The 25,968-nt window shown below is 43.8% G+C and carries 24 protein-coding genes and 1 tRNA gene; 12 read left to right on the top strand and 13 right to left on the bottom strand.

Features of this window, described 5'->3' with window-relative positions:
- Nucleotides 1-120: 120 nt before the first annotated feature.
- Nucleotides 121-744: a hypothetical protein gene (locus C7475_RS07600; protein WP_110052694.1), complete on the top strand. Its 624-nt coding sequence runs from the start codon at nucleotides 121-123 to the stop codon at nucleotides 742-744.
- A 74-nt stretch (nucleotides 745-818) separates the two neighbouring features.
- On the opposite strand, the gene C7475_RS07595 is transcribed toward C7475_RS07600, so the two are convergent.
- From C7475_RS07595 to C7475_RS07580, 4 genes are all read right to left on the bottom strand, one after another.
- Nucleotides 819-1,520 carry an alpha/beta fold hydrolase gene (locus C7475_RS07595; protein WP_110052693.1) on the bottom strand — a complete coding sequence of 234 codons (702 nt, stop codon included), beginning with the start codon at nucleotides 1,518-1,520 and terminating at the stop codon, nucleotides 819-821.
- 46 nt (nucleotides 1,521-1,566) lie between these two features.
- Complete coding sequence (locus tag C7475_RS07590; protein ID WP_110052692.1) at nucleotides 1,567-2,175, bottom strand: Crp/Fnr family transcriptional regulator; 609 nt, start codon at nucleotides 2,173-2,175, stop codon at nucleotides 1,567-1,569.
- Between the two features lie 119 nt (nucleotides 2,176-2,294).
- On the bottom strand, nucleotides 2,295-2,801 hold the full coding sequence (locus C7475_RS07585; RefSeq protein WP_110052691.1) for a hypothetical protein: 507 nt from the start codon (nucleotides 2,799-2,801) through the stop codon (nucleotides 2,295-2,297).
- Nucleotides 2,802-2,843: 42 nt separating this feature from the next.
- On the bottom strand, nucleotides 2,844-3,812 hold the full coding sequence (locus C7475_RS07580) for an SMI1/KNR4 family protein (protein ID WP_110052690.1): 969 nt from the start codon (nucleotides 3,810-3,812) through the stop codon (nucleotides 2,844-2,846).
- Between the two features lie 178 nt (nucleotides 3,813-3,990).
- On the opposite strand from C7475_RS07580, the gene C7475_RS07575 reads away from it, so the two are divergent.
- From C7475_RS07575 to C7475_RS07560, 4 genes are all read left to right on the top strand, one after another.
- Complete coding sequence (locus C7475_RS07575; RefSeq protein WP_110052689.1) at nucleotides 3,991-4,749, top strand: hypothetical protein; 759 nt, start codon at nucleotides 3,991-3,993, stop codon at nucleotides 4,747-4,749.
- 322 nt (nucleotides 4,750-5,071) lie between these two features.
- The gene (locus C7475_RS07570; RefSeq protein ID WP_110052688.1) at nucleotides 5,072-5,461 is read left to right on the top strand and encodes a DUF1801 domain-containing protein; all 390 of its coding nucleotides are present in this window, start codon (nucleotides 5,072-5,074) and stop codon (nucleotides 5,459-5,461) included.
- Nucleotides 5,462-5,609: 148 nt separating this feature from the next.
- Nucleotides 5,610-7,028, top strand: a complete 1,419-nt coding sequence (locus C7475_RS07565) for a ThuA domain-containing protein (protein WP_158286443.1) — start codon at nucleotides 5,610-5,612, stop codon at nucleotides 7,026-7,028.
- Between the two features lie 41 nt (nucleotides 7,029-7,069).
- Nucleotides 7,070-7,732: a hypothetical protein gene (locus tag C7475_RS07560; protein ID WP_110052686.1), complete on the top strand. Its 663-nt coding sequence runs from the start codon at nucleotides 7,070-7,072 to the stop codon at nucleotides 7,730-7,732.
- An 82-nt stretch (nucleotides 7,733-7,814) separates the two neighbouring features.
- Here the strand turns inward: C7475_RS07560 and C7475_RS07555 are convergent, their stop codons facing one another.
- The 3 genes from C7475_RS07555 to C7475_RS07545 are packed head-to-tail and all read right to left on the bottom strand — an operon-like array spanning nucleotide 7,815 to nucleotide 11,801.
- The gene (locus C7475_RS07555; protein ID WP_110052685.1) at nucleotides 7,815-9,404 is read right to left on the bottom strand and encodes a beta-carotene 15,15'-monooxygenase; all 1,590 of its coding nucleotides are present in this window, start codon (nucleotides 9,402-9,404) and stop codon (nucleotides 7,815-7,817) included.
- On the bottom strand, nucleotides 9,397-10,461 hold the full coding sequence (locus C7475_RS07550) for an HlyD family secretion protein (RefSeq protein ID WP_110052684.1): 1,065 nt from the start codon (nucleotides 10,459-10,461) through the stop codon (nucleotides 9,397-9,399). The genes C7475_RS07555 and C7475_RS07550 overlap by 8 nt, the downstream gene beginning before the upstream one ends.
- Nucleotides 10,462-10,466: 5 nt before the next feature.
- Nucleotides 10,467-11,801, bottom strand: a complete 1,335-nt coding sequence (locus C7475_RS07545; protein WP_110052683.1) for a TolC family protein — start codon at nucleotides 11,799-11,801, stop codon at nucleotides 10,467-10,469.
- A 125-nt stretch (nucleotides 11,802-11,926) separates the two neighbouring features.
- Here C7475_RS07545 and C7475_RS07540 point away from each other — a divergent pair, with 125 nt between their 5' ends.
- Nucleotides 11,927-12,712: an AraC family transcriptional regulator gene (locus C7475_RS07540; RefSeq protein WP_110052682.1), complete on the top strand. Its 786-nt coding sequence runs from the start codon at nucleotides 11,927-11,929 to the stop codon at nucleotides 12,710-12,712.
- Nucleotides 12,713-12,883: 171 nt separating this feature from the next.
- Here the strand turns inward: C7475_RS07540 and C7475_RS07535 are convergent, their stop codons facing one another.
- Nucleotides 12,884-13,747 (bottom strand): YciI family protein, encoded by an 864-nt coding sequence (locus C7475_RS07535; RefSeq protein ID WP_110052681.1) that lies wholly within the window; start codon nucleotides 13,745-13,747, stop codon nucleotides 12,884-12,886.
- A gap of 298 nt (nucleotides 13,748-14,045) precedes the next feature.
- Between C7475_RS07535 and hmpA the strand changes: the two genes are divergently transcribed.
- The 3 genes from hmpA to C7475_RS07520 all read left to right on the top strand — a co-directional run bounded on the left by hmpA (nucleotide 14,046) and on the right by C7475_RS07520 (nucleotide 17,268).
- A complete protein-coding gene (hmpA, locus tag C7475_RS07530; protein ID WP_110052680.1) occupies nucleotides 14,046-15,257 on the top strand; it encodes an NO-inducible flavohemoprotein in 1,212 nt (403 codons plus the stop codon).
- Nucleotides 15,258-15,474: 217 nt separating this feature from the next.
- Nucleotides 15,475-16,398 carry a hypothetical protein gene (locus tag C7475_RS07525; protein ID WP_146217509.1) on the top strand — a complete coding sequence of 308 codons (924 nt, stop codon included), beginning with the start codon at nucleotides 15,475-15,477 and terminating at the stop codon, nucleotides 16,396-16,398.
- A 69-nt stretch (nucleotides 16,399-16,467) separates the two neighbouring features.
- Nucleotides 16,468-17,268 (top strand): DUF1080 domain-containing protein, encoded by an 801-nt coding sequence (locus tag C7475_RS07520; RefSeq protein ID WP_233259783.1) that lies wholly within the window; start codon nucleotides 16,468-16,470, stop codon nucleotides 17,266-17,268.
- Between the two features lie 73 nt (nucleotides 17,269-17,341).
- On the opposite strand, the gene C7475_RS07515 is transcribed toward C7475_RS07520, so the two are convergent.
- Entirely contained in the window at nucleotides 17,342-18,664 is a 1,323-nt protein-coding gene (locus tag C7475_RS07515) for a sulfatase-like hydrolase/transferase (RefSeq protein ID WP_110052677.1), read from the bottom strand.
- 119 nt (nucleotides 18,665-18,783) lie between these two features.
- A complete protein-coding gene (locus C7475_RS07510; protein WP_110052855.1) occupies nucleotides 18,784-20,814 on the bottom strand; it encodes a serine hydrolase in 2,031 nt (676 codons plus the stop codon).
- 214 nt (nucleotides 20,815-21,028) lie between these two features.
- On the opposite strand from C7475_RS07510, the gene C7475_RS32925 reads away from it, so the two are divergent.
- Nucleotides 21,029-21,102, top strand: a tRNA-OTHER gene (locus tag C7475_RS32925).
- A gap of 25 nt (nucleotides 21,103-21,127) precedes the next feature.
- The gene (locus C7475_RS07505) at nucleotides 21,128-22,498 is read left to right on the top strand and encodes an SDR family NAD(P)-dependent oxidoreductase (RefSeq protein WP_110052676.1); all 1,371 of its coding nucleotides are present in this window, start codon (nucleotides 21,128-21,130) and stop codon (nucleotides 22,496-22,498) included.
- Between the two features lie 124 nt (nucleotides 22,499-22,622).
- Here the strand turns inward: C7475_RS07505 and rpiA are convergent, their stop codons facing one another.
- On the bottom strand, nucleotides 22,623-23,309 hold the full coding sequence (rpiA, locus tag C7475_RS07500) for a ribose 5-phosphate isomerase A (RefSeq protein WP_110052675.1): 687 nt from the start codon (nucleotides 23,307-23,309) through the stop codon (nucleotides 22,623-22,625).
- A 197-nt stretch (nucleotides 23,310-23,506) separates the two neighbouring features.
- Entirely contained in the window at nucleotides 23,507-23,851 is a 345-nt protein-coding gene (locus tag C7475_RS07495) for a DHCW motif cupin fold protein (protein WP_110052674.1), read from the bottom strand.
- 124 nt (nucleotides 23,852-23,975) lie between these two features.
- On the opposite strand from C7475_RS07495, the gene C7475_RS07490 reads away from it, so the two are divergent.
- Nucleotides 23,976-24,905 (top strand): exopolyphosphatase, encoded by a 930-nt coding sequence (locus C7475_RS07490; protein ID WP_110052673.1) that lies wholly within the window; start codon nucleotides 23,976-23,978, stop codon nucleotides 24,903-24,905.
- 273 nt (nucleotides 24,906-25,178) lie between these two features.
- Here the strand turns inward: C7475_RS07490 and C7475_RS07485 are convergent, their stop codons facing one another.
- Nucleotides 25,179-25,829 carry a dihydrofolate reductase family protein gene (locus C7475_RS07485; protein ID WP_110052672.1) on the bottom strand — a complete coding sequence of 217 codons (651 nt, stop codon included), beginning with the start codon at nucleotides 25,827-25,829 and terminating at the stop codon, nucleotides 25,179-25,181.
- Between the last annotated feature and the right edge of the window lie 139 nt (nucleotides 25,830-25,968).

Below are 25,968 nucleotides of genomic sequence, written 5' to 3'. Positions count from 1 at the left end.
CTCCCGAACAGTTTTACTGGCCCAATACGGCCTATATTCGCAGCTACAACGAGCCTTCGGAAAAGGCACAGTCATTGAGGGAGATTAGCACCTGGGAAGCCCCGGGGTAAACTCAATGCTATGAAAAAAACTTTAATGCTACTGTTGTGTTGCTGGGCGCTGCGTTCGTTAGGCCAGGAACAAACCGGATTTAATCCGGAAACATGGAAAGCGCCATATTATTTACCTATCGAAGAGTGGGGGATCGAGCGTTTTCCGATGCCGATCGACTTCGCGCCTGCTATTCCTTATAAAGGGATAGAGGATATCCGTTTTGCGCAAGGCTGGGGAGAATCTGGTCATCAGAATTACTGGTCGTACGCTTTCTTATGGTATATAGAAGGACCGCAAAAGCTCAGTGCTGAGATCATCGATAAGAATTTAAATGCTTATTATGATGGATTGATTGGCCGCAACATCGAAAGACGGAACATTCCTGCGGGCATGGTTACTAAAACTGACACCCGGATAAAGAAGCTTGGTAAACCTCAGAGCGGCGACGAAGCCACCTATTCAGGTACCATTAGTATGCTTGATTATATGGCTAAGAAGCCTATGATACTAAATTGCATAGTACATGTTATAAAATGTCCCGGGATGATTAATACCATTGTCTTACATCAGCTTTCTCCACAACCTTTTACCAGTCCGACATGGACAAAATTGAAAACACTTAGAGAGAGTTTCAGCTGCAATAAACAGTAACGTATATGGCAAATGTACAGATAGATGCCGGGAACACCGGTATCTATCTGTACATTTAGCTTGTGATGAAATCACTAAAGCCTGTTGAGGAACTCTTCCATCAGCGTATTAAATTCCAGGGGCTTCTCCATCATTGGTGCATGGCCGCATTCAGACAAATACACCAGCGTAGCATTGGGCAACATCTGCTTAAACTCTTCGGCAACGCTTGGCGGAGTGATCCTGTCATCAGTACCCCAGATCAAATGCACTGGCATAGTCAGTTCAGGCAGCTCTTTTGTTACATATTCTCTTTGAGCTGTCTTAGCGGTTTTAACGATCCGAAAACACTTCCGGTTGTCACACACAATAGCGAATACTTCATCAACAAGCTGACTCGTTGCCGTCTTCGCCTCATAAAAAGTATACTCGACGCGCTCCTGGATGTACGGGCGACTGTGCCGCCTGGGAAAGCTGCCCAGTGTATTGTTTTCATACAGACCAGAACTGCCTGTAAGGATCATAGCCCTCACATTTGCTGCATATCGGTGTGCATATAGAACAGCGACATGGCCACCCAGTGAATTGCCAACCAGTATAACATCAGTCAGGTTATTAGAAACTATATAATGATGAAGCGAAGCTACCAGGTAGTCTAAAATACCCTGATCATGTTCATCGTAGATAGGCAACGGCGGCACGTGAATATTGTACTCATTACCAAAATGGTCAATTACCCCATCCCAATTACTTAGTCCGCCAAAAAGGCCGTGTAACAATACCAGGCTCTGTTTCATTTTTTTTCTACAAAGCTAAAAAGCTGAAAAGAGCCCGTGTGTGATTTCAATCACAAAAGTTCTGACCTTTGTTAAGGAGAAGCAATCTTGCCCTGCTAATAGCCTCACGGCTTACGTACAGATACTTTGCAATGTTAGTGAGAGAGATTTTCTTTATGATAGTAGGTCTGTGCTTTAATAGAAACTGGTAACGTTTTACCGGGCTTTTTAAAGATAAAATATACTGATGCTCAAATGTTTGTTCCGCCACTTCCTGATATATCTGTAAGTTCACGGCAGATAAACTCATGTGCAGGTCATACAACGGCTGCAACTGTTTTATATTAATCCTCCTGATGACAGAATCTTCCAGTGCGGTGATACTAATAGCGGAAGGGGCCATCTTGTAATAGCTCTCACAATTCGCCAGAAAATCATCAGAGAAACTGAATCTGATGATCTTCTCATTTCCATCATCATCAATGATCGTAAATGCAAACTGTCCTGATATGACAAATGCCGCATAGCGGGCTACCTTGCCATAACGCAAGAAACTCTCACCCTTTTTAATGACTTTAACTTTTGTGAGTTTGTCCAGCAATGCCCACTCCGTATCCGATACGATCGGGTATTTACCCTTAAGTGGGAGATACCAATCAGGAGAATTGTTTTTCATTATATTGCAATTTCACCCTGCAAAGCTAGATATTTTTCTGGTTTACGTACCTGATAAGTTGGCACATCTGATCACTAGATAGTCCACAAGGAAATTAAGATATTTATCTATCATCAATCCTATCTTCTGCTTTTGGGTGAGAACAGCGCCCGTAAGCCATTTTTAAACATACTGTACAATGTCCCTCCGCCTGTCAGAAGCATAGGCACACCTATAAACGCATACCAGAGCGGATGATCTTTACCTTTATAATATTCCAGCTGCGCACAGGGGTTATGAGTAAAATGTACAGTAGGGTTATCAGGGTCATACCATACGTCAATTTCTTTTCCTTTAGGCATGGTGTTAACTGTAAACTGATCGTGATAGTCGTTGCCATTTACGGTATAAACGTACTTAAACGTATTCATGTCAGTACCTTTGCTGCCGCGTATAAGCTTTAATGTGGAATGCTCATAATCATCCGATATCCGGCCTTTTGTCTTTACCCCGTTTTTGCATAATTGCTCATACATGGCCTTGTCCTTTTTTGAAGGAGAAGTAAGCCCCATGTCGGTTAATTGCCATCCGGCCCAGGTGAGTACAACGCAGATAAGTGCTTTGATAATAGTTCCTTTCAGGTTCATAAGTATTTAGGTCTAGGGAAATGAGAATTTAAAGTCCGTAAATTATTCGTATCTGCTGATCTCTTCAAGCAATTTCTTTTTATAGCTTTCGCTAAATTCAAATCCGCCGGAAGAGCCCTTTGTTATTTGTTTACTCTCTACTTTAATGTCAAACCAGTCCTCGAAGAAATCAGCATAACCCCCTGTTGATATTTCATTGTTCCCCAGGGCAACCATTGGTACATAGCCTTCCACAAAAGCGTCTTTTGAATCTATTTTCTCATTGCGGGACAACAGATAAAACTGAATATCATAAGCAAGGTATGAGAGCGGGTCGCCATGCAGCGCAAAATATCCTTTTTCTTTTGTGAGCTCGGTAAAAAGGTTCCTTAAGATCTTATCAAAATTGATAGCTTTTTCTTTTTCAAAATACTGCTGCAGTATATCTGAGAACCTACCTGTCTTAAAACTTTGAAGCGCTTCTGCGAGCTCCTCGTCAGAAGTGTCATAAACGCTCTCATTTACAAGGCCTCTGACGAAGGTCTCAAAGTCTTTAGCCAGAAATGTCTTCTTATAGTCTGATTCCTGATCAACGTGCACGACTTCCGGCTCTCCATCTTTACCGCACTTTGAATAGTCCAGCATGACCATGTCATGTCCTGCCGATGGGCAATCGCAGATATAAACGCCTGTGTCAGGGTATCCCCAGTCTTCGATCATAAATTGACTGCCGAAATCACCGCACAACGAGTGTGCCTTATCCCTCCCGATGCCCATGATACCTGAAATGGCAATATGGTCGTCTGCCCAGGACGTGGGTTCGCTGATGGGGAAGCAGGTATTGTGAGGAATGCCGCCGTTATTCAATTTCATCAACTCAATGTAGGATGCCGGCAATTTGAAGCCCAGTTCCTGCTCAACAGAAGCTATAAGTTTGTCAGAAGGAGCCCGGCTGACATATTCCTGCAATGCATACTCGCGCTTGTCCCAGAAGTTAGAAAGGTCAAAGTCTTTAAATATTTCAGGTTTCATATAGTATTATAAATTGTCTCAATATATACATAAAATAGAAAGCCTCCAATTCCAGACGATCCGCAGGTTACCCCGTTTTTCCACATTGAGAGTCGCCGGTTGTGGATAACAACCGACTGAAATTCAGCTGGTTTACTAGTGATTGTGCTAAATTTGTTTAGCACAAAATTTAGCATAAATGGCACTTCAAAATTCAGTTATTCCATTTACCGGTAAACTCGGTAATCTTATCGGCTACCAGCGCAATGGTAAGTTCTTCCTGCGCAGTATGCCCGACATGGTACGGCAAACGGCATCTACCCGTCGCGCTGCCCATCGCTTTGGCATGGCCAGCAAAAAAGGCGCCCTTATCCGTAACGCCTTCTACGACGATCTTGACATCCGATGTGATAACGGTCATATCAACCGGCTCAACAAAGTACTCATTGCGGCAGCAGGTAATAGTGCTGCAATAGCAGGTTTCCGGTTCAATCAGCACACGGGAATTGATCGTTTCTTCACTGCTGCACCAAAGCTTTTTAAGGATGATACATTACACATTCCCCCGCAAGCCCTCGCTCAACACAAAGCGATCACCGCGCTGGAAGTAAAAGTGATCGCTGTTCGCATTGACTTCACAACACGTCGGGTCATTGACATGGAGACCGTCGTAATGATGATAGATAATGCCCATGAGCCTTTCGCCGGAACAAACATTCCCCTGAATGTAGAAGGTAAAGGAACGCTGCTGGTCGCCCTGCAGTTGAGAGGAATGCAAAAGAATGATCCTTCCTGTAACCGACAATACGTAGCGGCAGACATTATTGCCGTAAAAGAGCCTCAAAGACCTAAGTCTCTTAAAAAAGTCACTAACCCCAGGAAAAGCATATTAAGGCCGGAAATCGCCTTAAATCTCGCTTATACGGGTATGTATCAGCCCCTGATCCAGCGTGAATAAATATTGCTGCCGTTTTACTATATTTTGATGCTTAAGATGTCCATTGAACTTTAACCCTCATTTCATTAAATATCAGATCCCTACTGTAACTGCAGCAAACCGCTGAAGTACCCCCTCTATTGCCGGTTCCCATCTCAACACTCCCCGCAACCGGATTTTATTGCGCTCACTTGTCCCCATTGCAACACCTGATCAAGTCCACCCCACCTCCGGTCATACGCTATGTATACAGTATAGCTCCTTCAGGTACAGGGCTTATATTCGCCTGCCCGGAACGCATTTTTTTGCCGTACCTTAATACCTCATAAGAAAACCATCCCACATGGACCAGACAATACAGGAATACAATGATTCCATGTCAGCCGAAGACAAAGCGATCTGCCAGAAGCTGCGTCAGGAAATTGATAAACATCTGCCCGGAGCAGAAAGTAAGATCTGGCACCGGCACCCGGTATGGTTTATCAACGGTAACCCTATCGTAGGTTACAGTAAACTGAAAGGCTGTATCCGGCTACTATTCTGGAGTGGTCAGTCCTTTGATGAACCTGAGCTGCTACCCGAAGGTAGCTTCAAAGCCGCTGAGGCACGTTATACTGATTTAGAGCAGATAGATACTGACCTGTTGAAACGTTGGCTAGGCAAGTCCGTAAAAATCCAATGGGATTATAAGAACATCGTTAAACGAAAAGGTGTGCTCGAGCGGCTTGTCTGATCACTTAACCCTGGTCCACAAACTGTCGGAAGATGCCCGTTTCATTATTAAATGGCATCTAGACAATTTATCCGAAAGTATAGTTGATTTTGAAGAAGAGGTAATGTACCTTGATTGCATCTTTCGCTTAAGAAAAACTCAGGCAATCATGATAAAGAAGCTCTTTTTCATTGTGACGTGCTGGATAATCTCGATAAGCACGTATGCACAGCGTTTACCCAAAGCGCTGATCTTAACCGGCAATGGTAATATACCCGCCTTGAAAGAAAACTATCCCCCCTGGACACATGATTTTCATAACGATAAGGTGGCTCAGCTCCTTCAGGGAATAGTAGATATAGACACAACCACAGATCTCAAAGATCTGAACAGCCAGCATTTAAATAAATACGACCTCTTAATCAGCAACTCCCTTTTCCTTACTCCGGGCGTAAATGAGCTTGATGCCGTCTACCAGTTTGTTGCCAGTGGCAAATCCCTTCTTACATTGCACTGTGGTATACTCAGCTTTTTAAATTGGGAAAAGTATGAAGAGCTGATAGGAGGCATCTTCATCGGCGGACCTTCTACAGAACCTGCTAAGTTCAGAGTATATACCAACAACGAAGAATTCTGGGGTTACAAATATCAGTTCAGAAAGTCTGCAGAACATCCCGTATCAAGATCTGTAAATGATTTCGATACAGAAGATGAGTTATACTATTTCCAACCCGTTACACCGGAAATTGATGTTATCGCCAGGGCGGAGAATCACCCGGTAATGTGGTGGCATCCTGTAAAGAAAGGCAAAGTAATGAGCCTTACCCTGGGACATGACCTTCGCGCCAAAGAAAATACAGGATACCAGGAATTACTAAAGAACGGCGTCCGCTGGCTTACAGATTACCCGCTGATTTATACCAGTAAGATTCCCAACATTTCAAACCGTGATCTCACCTATAAGAATTTTATAAATGCAGCAATGCTCTCGGATGAAAACCTGAAAGACGTAGCAATTCATTCCATCAGAAATCCGCAATCATTGTTCAAGCTGAAAGAGGGAGCCACGGGACAGTACGACTTAATACTCAATGGTACCGAAGGCACAGCATCATATACGTTATCCGTTCGGAACAGGAATGGAATGATCACCAGCAAAGAACAATTGTTATCTATCGTTGAAGACGGAAAGGGCAACATGGCTAACTATTATGGCAATGTTGTGTCCGGGACCAGATCGGAAAACGAAAACCCTATGTTCTGCGTTGGCAATATCGTTGATGGAGACCTTTCCACAAGGTGGTCAAGTGAAAATTGTAACCAGGCATTCGTACTCCTGGATATGAAGAAGGAATACACTGTTAAGAAGCTGGTAATTAATTGGGAAGCGTCTTATGCTAAAAGCTATGATCTGCTGGCTTCCATTGATGGTAAAAATTGGTCGAAAATACATACTGTGAACAATGGGAGAGGAGGGCAGGAAACGCTGGATATATCATCGTCAGTTGCAAGATTTATTAAATTGGATCTGAAAGAAAAGCCGCCGGGAAAAAGAGGATATTCAATCTATGAACTGGAAGTGCTGTAAGCATACGATAGCCTTACCGGAATTATCGTATATTGGTCCTTATGTTATTACCTTCGGATAGATCATACCAGCAAACCAAACGCATTAAGAAGGGTAAAGAGAAGATGAACATTGACTTCGAACCTCTTGCTCAATGGATAAATACTACATATGGCGTTCAACCCATCAACATACTATACGATACCATCAATGACGGCAATAGACCCCGCCTGCTGATCTGTTTTGAATTTAGATCTGAGGAGACTAAATTTCTGGAAAGGAACGGAAGCATGAAGGCTCCTAAACAGCAGGCCATTGCACAGGAGTTTACAAGAATAGTGGAATCGGCAGGCTTACAATATCAAACAGAAGATCTCTGGGTGATCTACGGCGCCTTCGAACCCATAGCAAAAGCGGAAACGATCAATAACGTCCCGGGTGAACGGATCAAACAATTACAGCAAGACCTGAACGACGAAAACCTCTGGCTGATCATGGCGACCTCTTTCGGCATCAGACCTGGTTTCTTCCTTTTCACTGATGAACAGGTAAAAGCCTATACGGGCAGCGAAACCGTAAGCAGGTGGACTGATCTTTTTTATGCTTTGTTAAAAGAGTATGACGAATTTGGCTATATAGACAGAAACGAGTTTGCCATTTATCTGGATAGTAAAGAGAATTTTGACACCAATTATGAAAGCAAATGGTATTATTATTTTAGATGATGTTGGTTTTTATACGAACATATTAACCTGTTCCATGAATGATATTTTTCTCCTGTCTCCGGTAACGGCTGTACTGTGTGCATTATGCAGGAGAAAGCCTGCGCGATCTTAAATACACAACAGTCCTGTTCAGGTAAGGGAATAGCGCTATAAGGAGTATGATCCCGATTAATAACCATGACATTAACTCATAGTAGTCCATCGCAAACCGGAGTTGTGTCTGTCCGTTGATATCACGGACCAGTAATTTGTTCGACGCCTTTATGGACTGCGCATGCGTCAATCCTTTCGCTAGTAAATTTGTAACTCTGATATGCCTCGTTTGTCTTACCATCGGGTCAATTTTTGTCAGATGGTCCTGGAAGGCACTATAGTGCCTGCCCTTTTCAAAGAGCTCGAAATAATTAATGATGGCAATGCTCACACAGAAACCGAGATAACGGATCGCCAGGCAAATGGCAGATGCCGATACCCCTAGTGCAACCGGCACAGCAGATATTGCATAAATAATAGTTGGGACCATGATCATACCTACACCGAGACCCTGTATAAACAGTGGCAGGAAATAATTGTATTCATCCGCCTGTATATCGAAGAGAAAGAACATCGCGATATGAAAGACAAGCAATAATAAGAATCCTGGCAGCCAGATATAGCGTATAGACTTCTGCTGAAGTGTCATGCAACAGGCTATAATAACACCCGTTATCAGCCCCGCAATATTGATAGCGTTGATATACGATACATGCATAGGATCAAACCGTAAAACAGTTGCAAAGAAGCTATTGGTGATCCCTAAAGGGAACCGGCAGATGTACATTACAAAAAGAGCCAGCAGCGCAACCCGGAAATTGCGGAACCGGAAAACACGCATATCTACATATGGGCGCTTCATAGCTTTCTGCCGCAGCATATACAACACTGTAATTCCCACAATCGCAATAACGCTATACCTGATCCGCTGATCTTCAAGCCAGTAATATTCCTGTCCATAGATCATAATGTAACCGATCAGGCAAAGTACAATACTGTACATCACAAAACTCTGCCAGTCCAGCTTAGACAATGGAAAGCGGATATTGAGCCGTACATTGTTCATGCTGAGCAATAACATGATGAGACAAGGCAGATAAGAGAACAAGGTCCCTTTATAAACAATATTGAAATTGTATGAATCGATCAGATCAGCTGTTACGAGGTTTGTGAATGGTATCGTGCACAATAGCACACCAAAGAAAACGGAGAAACTAACCTCCCTAGCCCGCTCACTGCTTAAACGGGTAAACATTAAAGAAAGAGAAAGCGTTACTGTGCCGGCAAATAACATACCCTGTATAAACCGTACGGGAAACAGAATATAGATCTCATGCGTAAGGTAACAAATGAGGCTGGTAAGGATCTGCAGGAAAGTGAACAGGATAAAATACTCCTTGCTGGCAAGGTAATTAAAGAAACGGCGCTCCAGACCATAAAACCCGGCATACCCCGCATAAAAAAGGGCTACAGCATATTGTATATCGGCCGGCTCACTGCCGTAATAACCCGCCGCTGCATTGACATTCGCCAGGGGAAGAAAGAACAGAACGAGGTTCGGCAGGATCAGCGAGAATAAGATCACCTTCACCAGCCACTCCGGCGCCCATGGCCTGAATATGGGAATGGAATTATCCATGACGCTGGTGTTTTGGTACAGAAACATTTACATTCATCCCGACCTTCAATACGTCAATATCCTTTCTGTCGCCATCAATGCGGATGCGGACCGGTACGCGCTGTACGATCTTAACATAGTTGCCTGTTGAGTTGTCTGGTGGCAGGAGGGAAAAGGCTGAACCGGTAGCAGGCGACAATGAAATAATCGTCCCCTTGAACTCCTGACCAGGATATGCATCAGCGGTCACTTTTACCGAATCGCCAATATGCATGCGGGCTACCTGCGTCTCCTTGTAATTCGCTACCACCCATTTGTCTGTCTCGTTATTGACAATGAAGGCAAGCGTTTCACCTGCATCGATCATTTGTCCCACTTCAACAGTACGTCTGCCCATCCTGCCGTCATATGATGCCGTGATAACGGTATAGGTGACATCCAGTTTGTGCCTGTCAAGCAATGCCTTTTGCCGCGTGATCTCTGCGCTCACTACTTCTTTTTCTGCCCTGATATCTTCTATGCGGGAAATGGCTGCACCATAATTATCCTGCGCCGACTGATAATCACTCGTATTGACATCAAGTGTAGCCTGTATATTTTCCAGTTGTTGTTTGGTAGCAGATTCTTCTTTATACAACTGCTGATACCTGTCATAGTCGAGTTGCTGTTTCCATACTCTAGCCTTCGTCGCAGTGATCTGTGCCTGGGCTGCTTTCGCAGTTTGTTCCATTGTATGGATATTGCTTTCCAGGACGGCCAACTGCGCTGCTGACCTTCGGATGGACGCTTCTGTCTGTTCTTGTTGCAGAACGTACTCCCTGTTGTCAATTATTAAAAGGGTATCGCCCTTTTTTACAAGTTGGTTTTCTTCGAACTTTACAGCTACGATAAACCCTCCCGCACGCGAAATAACAGGGTTTACGTACTCCTGCACCTGCGCGTCATTAGTTTGTTCGTAATTATAATAGCCCCATAAAGTAAAGATGCCCCAGATGGAAAGTGCAATAACGATAATAACGGAGATCCATCCTGTGATCTTTGTGATCAACCTGTCTGTAACGGTATATTTCTTTTTCATTGTATTTATAGAATGCCTGTAATATTCTGGAGTAAGTAGTATTTGTTTTGTGCCATGATCTTCGCAGCAGCCAGCTCGAAGCGGGTTTGCAGCACCTGTACGTCGGCGTCAAGAAGGTCAGTGATCAGTGATGTCTGATTGAAATAAGTGTTCCTGATGATCCGGGCATTTTCCTGTGCATGCGTTACATTTACTTCTGCTACTCCGATCTGCACCAGTGCTTCCTTATAACGCAGGAATGCTTCTTTTACCTGCTGACGTACCTTGTCTTCTGTATCCTTATGTGCTTCTTCTTCCTTTTCCAGTTCCAGTTTTGCCGCTCTGACCTTATGAGTATTGTGGTACAGTTCCGACAGAGGAAAGGATACTTTTACGCCCGTTACACCTAGTGAATACCAGTATGGATTATAGGGATACAGAAATATCTGTGGATTGGCATAATAGAACTCACCGTACATGCCTGCTTTGGGCAGCAGGTTTGCCTTTACCTGTCGCAGATGGATCTTGCTCAATTCAGTTTGCCGCTCCGATATGTGATAGGAAAAAGAGTGCTGCAAAGCGTCCGCCAGATATTTTTCATAGCCGGCAAGTTCGTCCTGGTGTGTATCCGGATCAGTCGGAATGATCACTCTTTCATCCGGTTCGCCGGTAATGATGTTCAGTTTCTGATTGACGATGAGGATATCATTTTCAATAGTCACCAGTGTCATTTTTCGCCTTGACAACTCAAGCTCAACGCGCAGTACATCGCTTTTGAGTACCGTACCGTTTTTATAAAATGCCTTAATCTCGTTTAACTGCTTCTCCTGATCAGCAATGTCTTGTATGATAAGGCCTCTGAAAATATATGACTTCTGCAGGTCCAGATATAGCGCTGCCGTCCGGAAATGAATATCCGACACAGCCTGGTCTTTCTCTATAAGACTGATCTGATGCAGCGTCTTATCTTCTTCAATTTTCAGATTGAGTTTATTACCGTTGTAGAGGTTCAGGTAGAAGTCAGCACTTGCTTTATATAATGTATGGATAACCTCATGCTGTGTTGGTTTGGAGAACAGACCGTCTTCATAGACCGGTATATTGGATGCTTTTTCTGCGCTGCCTTTTATACCTAATTCCGGGTAGCGCTCCATTCTCGCATCTTTTATTTCCTCATTGGCAATACCGGCCGCCTTCTTCTTTATTTCTATTAACCGGCTATGTTCTTCTGCTCTTTGCCAGGCTTCTGTCAGGGATATCTTAATGGTATCGTTTGCGGCTTTAAACGCTTGTCCATAAGAAGGAACGGCACAATTTGCAAACAATAAACCAGCTAAGTATATACTAGTTCTTAGTTTCATTCTGGAATGCAAAATTATACTACAAGCACATCTCTCTTTTCCCTAAAAAAGTCAATCTTTACATCATTCCGGCCAAATTGTTTATTTTCGTTCTGCAGATAATATTGCTTATTCAATAAAAGAACATGGGACTCATTGCCTCATTACCGGATATTGACAAACAGCCGGAGAGTGTATTTGTGATGCACGAAAAGTCAGAGAAGTTAATCCCCTTGCATACGCATACAAAAGGCCAGCTAAGTTATGTAGAGGGAGGAATAGCCTATATCACAATTGATTTTCGCACTTATGTGATACCTGCAAGGCACTACCTCTGGGTGCCGCAAGGAGTGGAGCATATCCTGAGGATCGGTTATTCAGCAACCGTCCTTCGTTCACTGTATTTCTATTCCCATGATGATGGTGTGAATCCTTTTTATGGCAAATTAGGGATCTATCCGGCCAGTGAACTCTTGATCCAGATGATTAACTATTCAGAACGATGGGATGGCCGGGATATGTCTAAAAAGGACGAAAACTTTGAATTCCTGATTGCCCTGAAGAATATCCTGCCACACCTGGACAATAAATCACTGCCTATCATCCTGCCTACGACAGACAATGAACAGATGCAGAAGATCAGTAAATACCTGGAGAAAAATATGGGTGAGCAGCTTACAGCAAAAAGTGTCAGCAGCCGTTTTAACATCAGCGAACGATCCATGTCCCGCTTGTTTCAGTCTACATTACAGATCTCTTTCCTTCAGTTCCTGAAAACCATCCGTATGATCAAGGCCATTGAGCTGATCTTGAAAACACAGAAACCTATTGGCGATATAGCTTATATGGTAGGTTACAATAGTATTAGCTCTTTCAGTGATGCATTTCAGGAGTTTACCCACTCACGTCCTACCGATTTTCGTAAGAACTAAATATATATCATCTGAAAGGGGCACAGCGTTATACCTTCAACACCTGGATACTTATAGGAAAATTATAGGCATGAGTTAACAGGACAGCGCTCATGAGTGCTATACATTCCAGTTTTCAATAATTGTAAAGGTTAAGAAATAGATCAAGCCCGAATACACTATTGCTACATGTCAGGGCTGAACCTTCCAGATCTTATCTGAAAAAGGCAGATATTCAGGCAGGGCAGCAGAACCATACCAGTTGTAAACTTCCGCATCCAGTATACCCGCCTTTACTGCCGGATCGGTTTGTAATAGTGCTTTTGCCTCGTCGAGTGTAGCTATATCTTTCAGAATGAAAATACCCCGGTAGGTTTTATCATTTTTCCCCATAGGGCCGGCCACAATCAGCTTACCTTCCTCTACGAGCCGGTTGATATTTGCCATATGCCCTTTAAAGCTCTCACTGATCACACTCTTATCTGATGTTTGGTTAGTACCGGTTTTAAGGATAACCAATATATAAGCTTTCATGCCATAATCATCAGCGCCCAGTTTCTGCGCTAAAGCCTTATCATAATTGGGGTTTGCATTAGTAGGATCCTTTGCAATCTTATTTACATGCAGCTTCTGCATGTAATAGCTGAACTTTTTATCTTTTCCGTCAGATACTTCTACATAAATTTCTGTATCAGATACTTTCTTATAAAGCACCTTCTTAGGAAAGTCGTGACCAGGGTTTTCAAATGAGAAAACACTATCAGCCTTCATCAGCTTAAACGTAACGTCTTTCCCCTTATTCTGCCCGACAACACTGGCAGTATACGTAACATCTTTATTTTTTCTGGTGATATCCAGATATTCTGAAACCTTCATTTGCCTATCTTTCATTTCATAGGCAAACCCTTTCAGGCGCTGCTCATTAAGACTGTCCCAATGCTCATATGTTTCTTCATTTTCCACCTTCCAGGTTCCCCGCAAAAAGCCAGGAAACCCTGATTGAGCGAAAGTACTACCAGCTGCTAATAGAATGAGGTGCATGAGGAAATATTTCATTGTTCTGTTTTTGGGAAAATTATGAAATAAAACTGTAACAGCCCTATATATAGGGTATAAATACAATAAACAAACCACAATAGGACTCCGTCAGGAGTCCCCTGGTTGTAACGCGGGGTGTTAACCCCGGGCCCCCGACACCCTATGCCAATAACCCCAAATAACAAACCACCCTTCTAAATAATAAAAGATAATTTTGTCTTTTATAAGATTATGCTTTAGCTTTGTCCTCACAAACAGAGCAAACCTCTGAACTAATAACGGATAAAAAGGTATTTTTATATTAATATTATATACAATGACGACAGAACAGAAAAATATAGTGTTAGCAACAGTTCCTTTCCTAAAGGAAAACGGTGTGGAATTAACCAGTCATTTCTATAACAGGATGTTCCAACATAATCCTGAACTGAAGAACCTCTTCAATCTCGGTAACCAGCAGCAAGGTAAACAACAGCACGCATTGGCAGGCGCTGTTCTCGCATATGCCGAAAACATTAATGATCCTTCCGTTTTATTACCTGTAATCGACCGTATAGGTCAGAAACACACAAGTCTGGACATTCAGCCGGATCAGTACCAGATAGTTGGCAAACACCTGCTGGCGTCCATTGGTGAAATATTAGGCGATGCTGCCACACCCGAAATACTGGATGCCTGGAAAGCCGCATACATACAACTGGCCGCCGTGATGTCAGGATATGAAACAGAGTTATACAAGCAGAAGGAAAGTATACCTTATGGCTGGAACGGATGGAGAACATTCAAAGTAGGGAAACGTGTGATGGAATCTGATGAGATCTGTTCTTTTTATCTGTACCCTGCTGATGGCGGCAAAGTACCCGCACATCAACCAGGTCAATATATCAGTCTGAAATTATTCCTGCCCGCTATAGGCCTTACTCAGATCAGACAATATAGCTTATCAGATACACCCAATAACGACTACTTCCGTATCTCTGTCAAAAGAGAAACAGGTCCTTCTGTCGATACCAACGGTATGATCAGTAATGCCCTCCACAAAGATGCATTGGAAGGTACAGAAGTAATGCTCACCGCTCCATCAGGTAATTTTATCATACCATCAGAGCTCCGTCAACCGGTAATGTTTATCAGCGGTGGAGTAGGTGTAACACCTTTCGTGAGCATGTTGCAGCACGTCCTGAATCAGGAACACGAAGCACCGGTAACCTGGCTGCACGGTTGTAGAAATGGTAGTGTACATGCCTTTAAAGACTTTATTACGGAACAGGTACAACAGAACGAGCGACTGACACAATACACTTTCTATAACACGGCTACAGATACAGAACTGGAAGAAGGTATATACACAGGTCACCTGGACTTACACAGATTGGAAGAGCTGGCGCATACAGAAGATACCCTGTATTATGTATGCGGACCTGGTCCTTTCATTCAGAAACAGGTACGTGATCTGAAAGCCTTAGGTGTAGACAGTGGACGGATCTTCTTCGAAGAGTTTGGCCCACAGGTATTGCAAATGAATTAACATGTGAATTATAAATGAGAGAGTGTTTTTAGGAGAACTGACAGTGAACTATTAATTGTCAGGATAGAATAGGCGAGGGGATGTATCAGTATTGGTACATCCTTTTTTTGTATATAGTTAAAGAAAAGTGAAAGAATTCCCCAAGACATAATTACCAGTCCTTTTTCGATATATTTATTCTGACACAATTCACGTTACCCGACTATCTCATACCCTTATGAAACATCTGATACTAACAATGCTCATCTTAGCGCACTGTCCCGCTATTTTAGGACAGGCACGGCTTCTTCAGACAGATAGCCAATGGCATCCCTACTACGTAGAACTAAATGAACAGGAAGGTGTCGTGTACCCGGTAACAACATTCTATGACAAGGGAGCCAGTGGTTATTATATGCAAAAGAAAGATACGCTTCAAAAACAGCCGGATAACTCATATGCCGGAAGGAATTCAAAGATCGTCCGTGAGGAAGGTAAGCTCTATCTGCTCTACAAGTCCGGGAAAACAAAGAAATACCTGCTGAATACAGTTACAGACACACTGCTTGCAAATGAAAAAATGAACAATGCCTATTACCAGCGCTACTATGCCGCTATGAGCACTGAAGTGAATGAAACTTACCCGTTGGGTCACCACAGTTTCAGGAATGCTTTTTATACGTGGACGGTGGTTCCGGAGAAACAGATGAACCACCGGCAGTTTGAATTATGGGCGGATAAAAGAATTAAGGAAGTAAAAGATAGCATCAGTGCCTCCCATGATCAGCATACCAGGCTGACAAATTACATCACACAGAACATTCGAAGTATCACGTACGCCACGCTGAAGGATAGCATGGCTCAACTCTCAACGGCCGATGGGATTTACTTCGTAACAACTATAGATACCATCGCAATGAAGCAACCGGAATATTTCTTCAGACTTGCCGAAGATCTTCCAAACACCCGGTCTGCGATCTTCTCAACCGGAATATATAGTAGAAGGGTATATGCTGCTGTGAAGGATGTGAAAGGGCATGATGAGGTAAAAAAGGAATTCCTGAAAGAGAGGAAATATAATAGGAGAATGACATTTACAGCCCTGGGAATAGTGACGTTCACTGCCGGATTGATCACCTGGGCACTCATAGCACTAACATAAAACAGTAAAAAAGTAGCTATAAAATGAAATAATTTCTGTCTATATTTAAGCAAGTCACTCATGAACGTTATGATAAACAAACAACTGTTTCGTACGCTGATCTTGCTCTTGCCGGCTGTTATCTTTCAGTATGCCGCCCACGCCCAGGAACAATGGGTTCCATTATTTAATGGTAAAGATATTAATGACTGGGTCGTAAAGATCCATCATCATGAAACCGGAGATAACTATGGAAATACCTTCCGCGTACAGGATAGTACCATCCAGGTCCGTTATGATCAATACGGGAACTTTAACGACCAGTTCGGACATCTGTATTATAAAACACCTTTCTCCTATTACCATCTCAAACTGGAATACCGTTTTACAGGTGAATGGGTGAAAACGGCTCCTTCCTATACAATGCTGAATAGTGGGGTGATGTATCACTCGCAAGACCCGCACACCATGCCTAAAGAACAGGACTGGCCTATTTCAATTGAAATGCAATTCCTGGCCGGCCTGGACGACGGTCAGCCACGTCCTACCGGAAACATGTGCTCTCCTGGCACGCATATCGTGTACGAAGGTAAACTCGATACCCGCCACTGTATTAACTCTACCTCTAAAACATACAATAAAGACGAATGGATTAAAGCCGAACTCATCGTACTCGGCGATTCACTCATCACACACATCATCAACGGCGATACCGTACTCCAATACTCCAAGCCACAGATCGGTGGCCCTGTAGTCAATAGGTACGACCCTAATGAGAAACAGGACGGTAAGTTGCTGAATAAAGGATTTATAGCATTACAGAGTGAGGGGCAGCCTATCGATTTCAGAAGAGTAATGATCAAAGATCTTACAGATAAGACTAAAAAATAGCCTTATACGAAAGAAGCTCAATAGAAAACTTTCTATTGAGCTTCTTTCGTATAAGAACTATCAACAACGCTTACTAATTCGTCGGATATTGCCCTAAAAGTCCTTCCAGTTTTGTTACTACCTCCGGATGTTCTTTCGCCAGGTTCACTCTTTCAGCAGGATCATAGTTAAGATTAAACAATTCCGTGCTGGTCTGACCGGCTGATTTTGTTTTCCTCAACTTCCATGGTCCTTCGCGTACTACCTCTGGTATATTATTGTGTACATAGTAGATCTCTCTGTGATTATCGGGGGCGTTCTTCTTGGTAAGCACGGTGGAAATGGATTGTCCGTCCAGCACCTTGTTAGCCGGCAATGGGCAATGTACCCATTCGGCGAGCGTAGGCAGCACATCAAGACAAGTCATTGCAGCTTGTACCGATTCTCCTTTCAATGTATGGTCCTTCCAGTAAACAATAAACGGTACACGCACACCGCCTTCATAAGTAGTAGCCTTGCTTCCCCTGAATACACCGGTATAGCCTGTGTGATAGGACTTAGTAACGTTATCGTCCGACATACGTGACGGATAGTCATTCCACGGGCCATTATCGCTTGAGAACATAAAAATGGTATTGTCTGCCAGACCTTGCTCTTCCAGTGTTTTCCAGAGAGCGGCCAAACCTGCATCCATATCACTGATCACAGCACCCAGTTCTCCACCGTTTTCCATACTGCTGTTCTTTCTGTGCGCTGCGAAATAAACAGGCAGGTGAGGCATGTTGTGCGACAGGTACAAAAAGAATGGCTTTTCTTTCTTCTGCTCTTTTATAAACTGTATGGCTTCTTTGGTATATAGTTGCACTAAAGAACTGTCCTGCGGACTAACAACAACAGGTGCATTATTGCGATAAAGTTTTATAGTGGAATCGCCCTTAAAATACGGCGGACGGTAATCATGACTGTACAGCAATCCGAAATAGGAATCAAAGCCCTGATTCATCGGCAGATTTTCCTGGTGATCGCCAAGATGCCATTTACCCACCATGGCCGTCCGGTAACCTGATGCCTTCAGCATTTCGGCAATTGTCACTTCCGCTGCCGGTAGTCCTAATTTAGAACCCGGTGCCAGTGGACTGGGAATATCAGGCCTTGTGCAATACCTGCCCGTTAGCAGAGAAGCCCTTGAAGGGGAGCAGGTAGGACTGGTAACAACATAGTTGGTAGCTCTTACGCCTTTTCCTGCCATCTGGTCTAAAAACGGCGTTTTAATAACCGGGTTGCCATAACAGGAAAGATCGGCATAACCCAGGTCATCCGTTAATACAAAAATGATATTAGGCCGTTGCTGTGAAAATACCTTACTGCTGCAGAAGGATATGACCAGTATCAATAACGAGGAGGCAGCTAAACGCATGAGAATTCATTTAAGGGTAAAAAATGAATCGCTAAGATAATACCCAAATCATTTATTTTATGTCTTCGGATACTTTATCTCATGTCGTTAGCTGCCTCCCAGGATGCAACAACCAGGTACTAATTGCCTGCTGTCTGCGGAGTATCGTCCTTCCCTTCAACTAAAAACTTGCGAAGGTTCTGGATCAGTGCATCAGATGTATTGGAATTGGTGAAAATGACATAGCCCATTTTTTGATCTTTATATACTTCAAACTTGCATTTGAAATCGCCATTATTACCACCGTGACCGAACGTCTTACCAAAAGGAGTTTCCCTTATTTCAAGGCTCATCCCCATGTATGTAGGGACCTTCGGCTTCTCATCCCAGTTGTCAAAGTTATATTCTGAATGTTTAGTCATGATGGTATCGTAAGTTTCAGGCTTCAGCCCTTTCTGCTCCAGGAGGTATAACATAAACCGTGTGAAGATCACTGCTTCGGTGTGCATGGAATAGGCCATACCTGGTTTTTCCGGCAGATCGTTCGGGCTTGGTAGCTTGTCATAATGACCATATGCCACCATCCGCTGTAAAGAGTCGTTCTTTGAGAAAAATGTATGATAAAGCCCGATAGGCTCAATCACCTCTTCCTGCAATACCTGCTCAACCTTTTTACCGGTGATCTTTTCTACAACCAGCTTCAGGTATTCAAAACCTTCACCTGAATAATTGAATGCCGTACCGGGGGTAAACTTGATGTTTAACTTTCCATCCGGGTTCATTGACCGCCAGTTGGGAAAACCTGTCCGGTGTGTTAATACATGTCGCGCGGTGATCAGCTTATATCGTTCGTCATTTTCAATATCCTTATAAGGAAGATATTCATATAACGGCTTGTCAAGATCAATGACCCCACGTTCCGCGAGCCGCTCAACTGCAAATGCAAAAACAGGTTTGGTAATAGATGCCGCTTCAAACAGTGTGTTATCATCCACTTTATCATTAGCCATCGAGTTGCGTACGCCATATGTTTTGTGATACACCATTTTCCCATCCTTGATCAGGGCTAACGATACACCGGGTATTCCATAGTAACGGCGGTAAGCCTCAATAAAACTATCTACCTGACCGGCTCCTGCATCTGTGAAATCAAGTAGTACTCCCTTATCAGGGATTAGGTCTGGTTCAGCTGCCGACGAAACAATGAGGTCGGGAGCAACGGTTTTCTGCCCTGTCCTGATCGTCGTACTGACGGTATTCTTTTGACTGACAGCATACAGTTTTTTGTCGGCTCGGACAAAAGACTCAGGTACCAGAAGTTCGTATTTACCGGGTGGGACCATCGCTGTATAATTGCCCAGACTATCTACCGATGTTGCAACCCAGAACTTAGGACCATCCAGCGCATTCAGACGGACCTGTGCCGGCAGCTTTGCTTTCATTGGTTTCTCCCAGGCTAATTTTCCTGAAACAGCGGCCAGTTTAGCGCCGGTAGGTAAAATAACGATATCACCCAGACTGTTCGGGTTCATATATTTCTGATCACCTTTGCCCCAGGCCGACCATGAAAAGGTGCTATCCTGGTCTCTGTCGAATACATTAACATCAAAACCGAGTGATTTCCCGACTACCAGTTCATTCCCCAATTTTATACGCCATTCGTAAAAACGGGTGCTGCCTTTGCGGGTCATAGCTACCTCCATGATATCCCATTTGGCCGCGCTGGCAAATGGATCAAAGAAGGCATTATCACTATGGCGCAGCTTTTTGCTGTATATGAAGGAGGCCACGCCCGAACCCGTGATCAGGTGACGCGCATCAAGGCTTATTTGCAGCCCGTCCTGGGTATTCCACCGTACATTCTCAGTGGTATCCTCCATAAAATCGTCGTCTGTGACAGTAAACGCAAGGTATAAAGACTGTTCGTCAAGGCGGTAACCAAGCTGGAAGAAGCCTGAAAGGTCTGATCCGCTCTTGGGTTTTGTGTCTGATGGATTTAATGCGATCATATATTTGACAGCATTTTTCGGCCAGTCGGAAAGATCGCCGTCAACAGTGATCTTACTGATAGGGTACGCATAAGCGATACTCCCGTTATGACCGAACGAGTACGCACAAAAGAGAATGCATATCGCAGATATGCAGATTGCTTTAACAGATGGTACTGGCATGTCTAAAAGGTTTAATAGTGTCAGTTGGGTGTTATCAAAAGGAACCATTGTCCATGTCTAAAGACGCTTTAGCTACAAAAAGGTTGCAGGAACAAAGAGCTTTTTCCTGGCTTCATGAATTTACCACTTTCCTGTCATCAGGCATACAGCTTTGTCCTTCCCATAGAAAAAAATATGTATGATAATAAATGTACATGTTATACATTTGCAACGGTTTGCCGTGGAGTATTGGAAGCTCGCCCACCAATCACGTAGGAAGAATAGGTTCGAATCCTGTCGGCTAAACCATTTTTTGAAGTATAAGTAGTTCTTCATGCAGGAATTTTCGCAGCAGGAGTGGGATAAGTTTTATGAAATTTTGCAGTTCCTTGGCAAACATCCCTTCGATTCTCCCGATACCGACCGCCTGAAAGGACTGGTCACTAAAATCTATAAAACGGCCAAGAAGGATATCAAACAAACTGCTGCTGCGGAACGCAAGGCCGCGAATCTGGCTGCTATTGAAAACACCACAGTCCTGCGGCAGGCCAGGCAGATTTCCGTTAGCCAGGGACCCACCAATATTATTCCCATCCCCCTGCAGCATACCGTACCAAATGCGATCATTTGTTACGCCTGCCGGATGCCATACACAGAACTACATCATCATTACCATAGATTATGCCCTGCTTGTGCAGATATCCATTTGCTGAAAAAGGCGCAACGTCTGGAATTAAGTAACCGTACAGCCATCGTTACCGGCGCCCGTATGAAGATCGGTTATGTAACAACCTTAAAACTATTAAGGGATGGCGCCACCGTGATCGGCACCACACGATTTGCAGCCGATGCTTTGCTGAACTATAGTAAAGAACCCGACTTCAATACCTGGAAACATCGTCTCTTCATTTATAGCCTGGATCTGATATCTATTCCCCAGGTAGAAATGTTCCTGCAATACGTAAGGGATAACTTCACAAGTATTGACATCATCATCAACAATGCGGCGCAAACGATCTCTTACCCTGCCGCCTATTATAAACCACTGGTAGACAAAAAAATTGAGCTTGGTGCTGTACATGAGGATGATCAGTCACGGATGCTGGTAAACCCAATGGTGGCCGCACCACTTAAGATTGAATCGAACGAACGCTTACTGGCGGAACACACTTTCTTTCCTGCGCATAAGACAGACTTTTTTGATCAGCCACTCGACCTGCGTAGCAGTAACTCATGGACGATGAAACTCGAAGAAGTGGACACTGCTGAAGTTTTATCCGCTAATCTGGTCAATAACATCGCACCGTTCATGCTGAACAGCCGCTTGAAGCAGATGCTAATGAATTCACCTTTTAGTGATAAGTACATCATCAACGTAAGCTCTTCCGAAGGACAGTTCAGCTACAAAGGAAAAACCATCTACCACCCACATACCAACATGACAAAGGCCGCATTGAATATGATGACCCGCACCAGCGGCTCTGACTATGCCGAGAACGGTATTTACATGAACAGTGTCGATGTAGGCTGGGTCTCTACCGGTAACCCGATAGAAAAGCGTACACGTCTCGAAGAAAAGGGAGTGATACCACCACTCATGTTAGATGATGCAGCGGCAAGGATCTATGATCCCATATACAGGGGAATGCATGGCGAGCAATTGTTCGGGAAATTATTCAAAGACTATGTAGAAGTTAGCTGGTAATAATCAGACTGACAGCAAACATGATAGTAGTAATAAGGCTGGTTACCGTCAGCTTATTATAACCATGCTAACAATAACCATATGACAGCAACATGTGGTAATAATCACTATAGATATTCTCCCATTACACAGGATAAATATATTGCACCCCATTGTCTCCGGATATCACAGCCTGATGTGCCATCCTGTAGAACAATGAATGCCCTACCACTCCCGGGATCATTTTTACCCTGATGTCCAGTGCCTCCAGATCAGGAAATGCATCGAAGTAAACATCCGCCAGCATATTCCCATTATCAGATATCACTGCCCCTGTTTTTTCGGAGCTCATACGCTGAACGAACCTCGTTCCTGGACATAGCAACTCCATCTTGTTACGCACAACACCCAATGCTTGTGGCAGAAACTCTATTGCTATGGGATATTTAGGATTCAAAGCTGTCTGAAATTTACCGGCGTCTCCCAGCAACACAAACTTGTCTGCCGCAGCCGCCAGCAGCTTTTCCATGACATGAATACCACCACCGCTCTTTAATGCATTAAGCTGTCTATCAAACACATCACAGCCATCAAAATAGATATCCAGTTTACTGACAAGCGACGGCGCTACTAATCTGAAGCCTTTTTCATGTAACAGTACGGTCGTATCAAATGAGGAGCTGGTAACAGTGAGTGATTGCATTAGCTGCACATCTTCCGCAAGCATCTCTGCCAGATAAGCGATCGTTTTGCCGCCCCCCAATCCAATAGTTTGTCCTGCGCTGACTAATGCCCTGGCAGCTTTGGCTGCCTCGTATTTGTGATCTGTCATATCTGGTAATACTAGTAGACTTGTAACAATGTAATACTTAAAAGAAGTATAAGGCTCAAATTACACAATACCATCAGGATTTAATAATAGTATTAACGAAATCATTATTAACACATACTAACGCCTCACTAGTCCTCACTAGCTCTTAATTAACCCTGATAAACCATTCAGCGAGCCTTAACAAGCCCTACTAAACCTTAATTAAGCTTTAGAAAGTCTCCATCGATAATAAGTAACTTAACACCGTTCTCTGATATTGAACGATGAGAGCTCAATTCATCAGACACTACATACGTCATGCCTTTGCTTAAATGGAAAAGATCACCGTTTTTAAGTTCGCTTACAAAAGCGCCTTCCAGGCAATGAACGATATGGCCTTTTTCACACCAATGGTCAGCAAGATATCCTTTAGAATATTCAACCAGCCGGATCCTCAGCCCCTGGAACTGAATAGTTTGCCAGTACGCGGTACCTGTCTCTCCGGTATGTACTGTTTTCTCAACATTGCTCCAGTCTATCGTTTGAAATGGAATATTGCTCATGATAGTTTACGTTGGGTTAGTAGAGGAACTATTTGTCTGACGCATTATACAATACTATCTGATATCGGCCAAATGTTTAGTTGTTTACCCATTAAAAACTAGATTTGCAAAAACAAAAGACATCATGAGGGCGGCCGTTATAGACCTGGGTACAAACACATTCCATCTGATCATAGCAGACCTTTCCGGCACTGGTAAAGCGCCGGAGATCGTCTATAAAACAACGGTACCCGTACTACTCGGTCAGGGACGCATCAATGAGAACATGATCATTCCCGAAGCGTTTGAAAGAGGGATCCGCACCCTGAGATCATTCAAAGCTACCATAGCCGCACACAATACTGACGCAATAAAAGCAGTAGCTACATCTGCTGTCAGAAAGGCTATTAACGGACAAGACTTTGTAAACGAAGCCAGGAACGCCGGTATTGAGATCGACGTGATCACCGGAGAAGAGGAGGCTGCTTTGATCTTTAACGGCGTGCAGGCAATTGGGATAATTGAAAAGACATCTCTGATCATGGACATAGGAGGGGGCAGTACGGAATTCATCATCTGCAACGACAAAGGCATGATCTGGAAAAGAAGCTACGACATAGGAGCCGCACGTTTAATGCAGGCATACTTTAACTCCGATCCGATCAGCAATGCAGACCATACTGCCATCATCAACCACCTGGACCAGACATTGGGCGACCTGAAAGCAGCGTGTGCCCAGTATAAGCCGGAAATGCTCATAGGATCAGCAGGCGCATTCGAATCATTCGCGATACTGCTGAACAACGGCGAAGACATTGGAGACATTGCTTTCAAACCTTTAGACATAGATGCCTATGAGAAGCTGCAGGATCGTTTAATAGCCTCCAGTCATGAAGAAAGGGCGGCAATGAAAGGACTGATCCCTCTAAGAGTAGATATGATCGTAATGGCCGCAATACTGACCAGCTACATCCTCAAAGGTATTGGCATAAACGAGCTCAGTTTATCAATGTACGATCTGAAAATGGGCGTACTACACTCCATCAACGACGAGATCAATCAAAGCCAACGCTAACAACTGATCCATTCTCCTCTCTGAATTAACCAGGCCGTCCCGCCAGCGGAGGCTCGGGCGGAGTTCCTGGCCTTAGTTATTTGAAGCGCGCTGATACGACCGATAGGGGTTAAATAGCGATTCAATTGACCATCCGCTTGATAAAGCCTAAGAGAACGAAGCTTCAAAGAACTACAGCCAGGGACCCGCCCGAAGCCGAAGCAGCCGAATATATGCTGACAATAATAAAGGAACACTGGCGATTAAAAAGTAACACCGGTATTTAGCAGGACATCAACCCTTCCGATGTTTCTCGCGTCTCGCCATCTCCGCTTCACTCACTACCACAGGCATTGACCCGGTGCGAACCTCACCATCCGGTACATAACTCGCAAAGATCGCCCCTGTACTTGATATCATTGAATCAGTAAGTTTCCATTGAACTGCCTGCGTTCCCTCTTCGAACAGCTTCTTTCCCCGGCCAAGCGTAATAGGAAATATCCACGTATGTAACACATCTATCAGATGATTCGCCAGCAAGGCCTGCACCAGTCTGCCACTACCATGTACCAGCAAATCCGGGCCATCCTGTTCTTTCAGCTTCTTCAGCCCATCTATGCCAGTGATCTGCGTCGAATTTTGCCAGGAGAGATCAACAGGAGAATCAGCCACTACATACTTTTCAATACGATTGAATGTCTCAGCAATCGGATCATTTTCCTGGTATGGCCAGTGAGCAGCAAATATTTCATAAGTACGCCTGCCAAGTAGCAGGTCATATGGGGAAGATAGGATCTTATCCAGCTGCGTTCCCATCTGTTCGTCAAAGTAGGGAACGATCCAGCCGCCCAGATTAAACTGATTAGAGGTATCTTCCTCTGGTCCGCCAGGGCCCTGCAATACACCGTCCATACTTAAAAACATGCTAACTATGACTTTTCTCATGGCATCATCATTTTTGATATGTTACAAAGCTACATGTACGTTCACAGCAACACGCGGTGTGATTAAGACAATGTGCAGGCATTTTGCGACGAAGCCGCCGCTGGCATAATTTCCCTTGTATATATAGCCTGCGATGATT

This window comes from Chitinophaga sp. S165 (assembly GCF_003182155.1).
Lineage (GTDB): Bacteria > Bacteroidota > Bacteroidia > Chitinophagales > Chitinophagaceae > Chitinophaga.
This window is presented reverse-complemented; position numbering and strand designations above follow the sequence as displayed.

Excerpts from the sequence above, each read along its gene's own strand:
- C7475_RS07580 (WP_110052690.1), bottom strand. The coding sequence starts at position 3,812 with ATGAAACCTGAAATATTTAAAGACTTTGACCTTTCTAACTTCTGGGAC.
- C7475_RS07600 (WP_110052694.1), top strand. The coding sequence starts at position 121 with ATGAAAAAAACTTTAATGCTACTGTTGTGTTGCTGGGCGCTGCGTTCG.
- C7475_RS07505 (WP_110052676.1), top strand. The coding sequence starts at position 21,128 with ATGCAGGAATTTTCGCAGCAGGAGTGGGATAAGTTTTATGAAATTTTG.
- C7475_RS07590 (WP_110052692.1), bottom strand. The coding sequence starts at position 2,175 with ATGAAAAACAATTCTCCTGATTGGTATCTCCCACTTAAGGGTAAATAC.
- C7475_RS07545 (WP_110052683.1), bottom strand. The coding sequence starts at position 11,801 with ATGAAACTAAGAACTAGTATATACTTAGCTGGTTTATTGTTTGCAAAT.
- C7475_RS07485 (WP_110052672.1), bottom strand. The coding sequence starts at position 25,829 with ATGAGAAAAGTCATAGTTAGCATGTTTTTAAGTATGGACGGTGTATTG.
- C7475_RS07585 (WP_110052691.1), bottom strand. The coding sequence starts at position 2,801 with ATGAACCTGAAAGGAACTATTATCAAAGCACTTATCTGCGTTGTACTC.
- C7475_RS07525 (WP_146217509.1), top strand. The coding sequence starts at position 15,475 with ATGAAACATCTGATACTAACAATGCTCATCTTAGCGCACTGTCCCGCT.
- C7475_RS07570 (WP_110052688.1), top strand. The coding sequence starts at position 5,072 with ATGGACCAGACAATACAGGAATACAATGATTCCATGTCAGCCGAAGAC.
- C7475_RS07555 (WP_110052685.1), bottom strand. The coding sequence starts at position 9,404 with ATGGATAATTCCATTCCCATATTCAGGCCATGGGCGCCGGAGTGGCTG.
- C7475_RS07520 (WP_233259783.1), top strand. The coding sequence starts at position 16,468 with ATGATAAACAAACAACTGTTTCGTACGCTGATCTTGCTCTTGCCGGCT.
- C7475_RS07510 (WP_110052855.1), bottom strand. The coding sequence starts at position 20,814 with ATGCCAGTACCATCTGTTAAAGCAATCTGCATATCTGCGATATGCATT.
- rpiA (WP_110052675.1), bottom strand. The coding sequence starts at position 23,309 with ATGACAGATCACAAATACGAGGCAGCCAAAGCTGCCAGGGCATTAGTC.
- C7475_RS07490 (WP_110052673.1), top strand. The coding sequence starts at position 23,976 with ATGAGGGCGGCCGTTATAGACCTGGGTACAAACACATTCCATCTGATC.
- C7475_RS07535 (WP_110052681.1), bottom strand. The coding sequence starts at position 13,747 with ATGAAATATTTCCTCATGCACCTCATTCTATTAGCAGCTGGTAGTACT.
- C7475_RS07595 (WP_110052693.1), bottom strand. The coding sequence starts at position 1,520 with ATGAAACAGAGCCTGGTATTGTTACACGGCCTTTTTGGCGGACTAAGT.
- C7475_RS07515 (WP_110052677.1), bottom strand. The coding sequence starts at position 18,664 with ATGCGTTTAGCTGCCTCCTCGTTATTGATACTGGTCATATCCTTCTGC.
- hmpA (WP_110052680.1), top strand. The coding sequence starts at position 14,046 with ATGACGACAGAACAGAAAAATATAGTGTTAGCAACAGTTCCTTTCCTA.
- C7475_RS07575 (WP_110052689.1), top strand. The coding sequence starts at position 3,991 with ATGGCACTTCAAAATTCAGTTATTCCATTTACCGGTAAACTCGGTAAT.
- C7475_RS07495 (WP_110052674.1), bottom strand. The coding sequence starts at position 23,851 with ATGAGCAATATTCCATTTCAAACGATAGACTGGAGCAATGTTGAGAAA.
- C7475_RS07560 (WP_110052686.1), top strand. The coding sequence starts at position 7,070 with ATGTTATTACCTTCGGATAGATCATACCAGCAAACCAAACGCATTAAG.
- C7475_RS07565 (WP_158286443.1), top strand. The coding sequence starts at position 5,610 with ATGATAAAGAAGCTCTTTTTCATTGTGACGTGCTGGATAATCTCGATA.
- C7475_RS07550 (WP_110052684.1), bottom strand. The coding sequence starts at position 10,461 with ATGAAAAAGAAATATACCGTTACAGACAGGTTGATCACAAAGATCACA.
- C7475_RS07540 (WP_110052682.1), top strand. The coding sequence starts at position 11,927 with ATGGGACTCATTGCCTCATTACCGGATATTGACAAACAGCCGGAGAGT.